The 2,826-nt window shown below is 66.5% G+C and carries 1 protein-coding gene; it reads left to right on the top strand.

Annotation, left to right across the window (positions count from 1 at the left end; all coding sequences use genetic code 11):
• On the top strand, positions 1-2,826 hold a 2,826-nt coding region (locus tag LGN10_RS33295; RefSeq protein ID WP_226226282.1), incomplete at both ends, for a DUF3400 domain-containing protein.

The following is a 2,826-nucleotide window of genomic DNA, read 5'->3' on the forward strand; positions in this document are numbered from 1 at the left end:
ACCGACAAGTTCCTCGCCGGCCTGCCGGGCGTGCAGAAGGAAGGCTGCGACGGGCTGATCACGTCCGCGCGCTGGGTGCTGCACAAGATGCCCGCGCACACGCGCACCGTCTGCCTCGAATTCTTCGGCCAGGCGCGCGAGGCGATCCCGAGCATCGTCGAGATCAAGGACTACCTGTTCGAGACGTCGAAGCAGGGCGGCGCGATCCTCGCGGGCCTCGAGCACCTCGACGAGCGCTACCTGCGCGCGGTCGGCTACGCGACCAAGAGCAAGCGCAATGCGTTCCCGAAGATGGTGCTGATCGGCGACATCGTCGGCGACGACGCCGACGCGGTCGCGCACGCGACGTCCGAAGTGATCCGGATGGCGAACGGCAAGAGCGGCGAAGGCTTCGTCGCGGTCAGCGCGGAGGCGCGCAAGCGCTTCTGGCTGGACCGCAGCCGCACGGCGGCGATCGCGAAGCACACGAACGCGTTCAAGATCAACGAGGACGTCGTGATCCCGCTGAACCGGATGGGCGAGTACACCGACGGCATCGAGCGGATCAACATCGAGCTGTCGCTGAAGAACAAGCTGCAGCTGGTCGACGCGCTCGAGGCGTTCTTCCGTGGCGGCAACCTGCCGCTCGGCAAGACCGACGACGCGAACGAGATCCCGAGCGCGGAACTGCTGGAAGACCGCGTGCAGCAGGCGCTGGAGCTGCTCAGGCGCGTGCGCGCGCGCTGGGAATTCGTGCGCGACCGGCTCGACCAGCCGCTGCGCGAGGCGCAGCACTACCTGGTGCAGCTCGGCTACGAGGCGCTCGCGGAGAAGTTCGCCGACCGCGCGGACGAGCAGCCGGGCGCGACCGTGTTCCACGTCACGCAGGACCGCACGGTGCGCATCTCGTGGAAGCAGGAGATCCGCGCGGAACTGCGCGCGATCTTCAACGGCGGCGCGTTCAAGCCGATCCTCGACGAAGCGCAGGCGATCCACAAGCGCGTGCTGCGCGCGCGCGTGTTCGTCGCGCTGCACATGCACGCGGGCGACGGCAACGTGCACACGAACATCCCGGTCAACTCCGACAACTACGAGATGCTGCAGGACGCGCACGCGGCCGTCGCGCGGATCATGACGCTCGCGCGCTCGCTCGACGGCGTGATTTCCGGCGAGCACGGGATCGGCATCACGAAGCTCGAGTTCCTGACCGAGGACGAGATCGCCGAATTCCGCGCGTACAAGCAGCGCGTGGACCCGAACGGCCGCTTCAACAAGGGCAAGCTGCTCGAGGGCGCCGATCTGCGCAATGCGTACACGCCGAGCTTCGGGCTGATGGGCTACGAGTCGCTGATCATGCAGCAGTCCGACATCGGCGCGATCGCCGATTCGGTGAAGGACTGCCTGCGCTGCGGCAAGTGCAAGCCGGTGTGCGCGACGCACGTGCCGCGCGCGAACCTGCTGTACAGCCCGCGCAACAAGATCCTCGCGACGTCGCTGCTGGTCGAGGCGTTCCTGTACGAGGAGCAGACGCGCCGCGGCGTGTCGATCAAGCACTGGGACGAGTTCAACGACGTGGCCGACCACTGCACGGTGTGCCACAAGTGCGCGACGCCGTGCCCGGTGAAGATCGACTTCGGCGACGTGACGATGAACATGCGCAACCTGTTGCGCAAGATGGGCAAGAAGAAGTTCAACGCGGGCAACGCGGCGGGCATGTTCTTCCTGAACGCGACCAATCCGCAGACGATCAACGTCGCGCGCGGCGTGATGATGGGGGTGGGCTACAAGGTGCAGCGCTTCGCGAACGACATGCTCAAGAAGGTCGTGACGAAGCAGACGCAGCACCCGCCGGCGACGACGGGCAAGCCGCCGGCGGTCGAGCAGGTGATCCACTTCGTGAACAAGAAGATGCCGGGCAACCTGCCGAAGAAGACGGCGCGCGCGCTGCTGGACATCGAGGACAACAAGATCGTGCCGATCATCCGCGACCCGAAATCGACGACCGTGGATTCGGAGGCGGTGTTCTACTTCCCGGGCTGCGGCTCCGAGCGGCTGTTCTCGCAGGTGGGGCTGGCGACGCAGGCGATGCTGTGGGAGGCGGGCGTGCAGACGGTGCTGCCGCCGGGCTACCTGTGCTGCGGCTATCCGCAGCGCGGCTCGGGCCAGTACGACAAGGCCGAGAAGATCGTGACGGACAACCGCGTGCTGTTCCACCGGGTGGCGAACACGCTGAACTACCTGGACATCAAGACGGTGGTGGTGTCGTGCGGCACGTGCTACGACCAGCTCGCGGGCTACGAATTCGACAAGATCTTCCCGGGCTGCCGGATCATCGACATCCACGAGTTCCTGCTGGAGAAGGGGATGAAGCTCGACGGCGTGACGGGCACGCGCTACATGTACCACGACCCGTGCCACACGCCGATCAAGACGATGGACCCGGTGAAGCTGGTCAACGAGCTGATGGGTTCGGAGAAGGACGGCTACAAGATCGAGAAGAACGATCGCTGCTGCGGCGAATCGGGCACGCTGGCGGTCACGCGGCCGGACATCTCGACGCAGGTGCGCTTCCGCAAGGAAGAAGAGATCCGCAAGGGTGCGGCGAAGCTGCGTGCGATTCCGGTGGTGGCGGGCGACGCGGCGGCGCCGGCGGCCGCTGCCGCGGCCGGCCCGGACGTGAAGATCCTGACGAGCTGCCCGTCGTGCCTGCAGGGGCTGTCGCGCTACGGCGAGGACGCGAATCTCGAAGCGGACTACATCGTGGTCGAGATCGCGCGCCAGGTGCTCGGCGAGAACTGGATGGCCGATTATGTCGCACGGGCCAACCATGGCGGGATCGAGCGCGTG

It is taken from the genome of Burkholderia sp. AU32262 (assembly GCF_020419985.1).
GTDB lineage: Bacteria > Pseudomonadota > Gammaproteobacteria > Burkholderiales > Burkholderiaceae > Burkholderia > Burkholderia semiarida.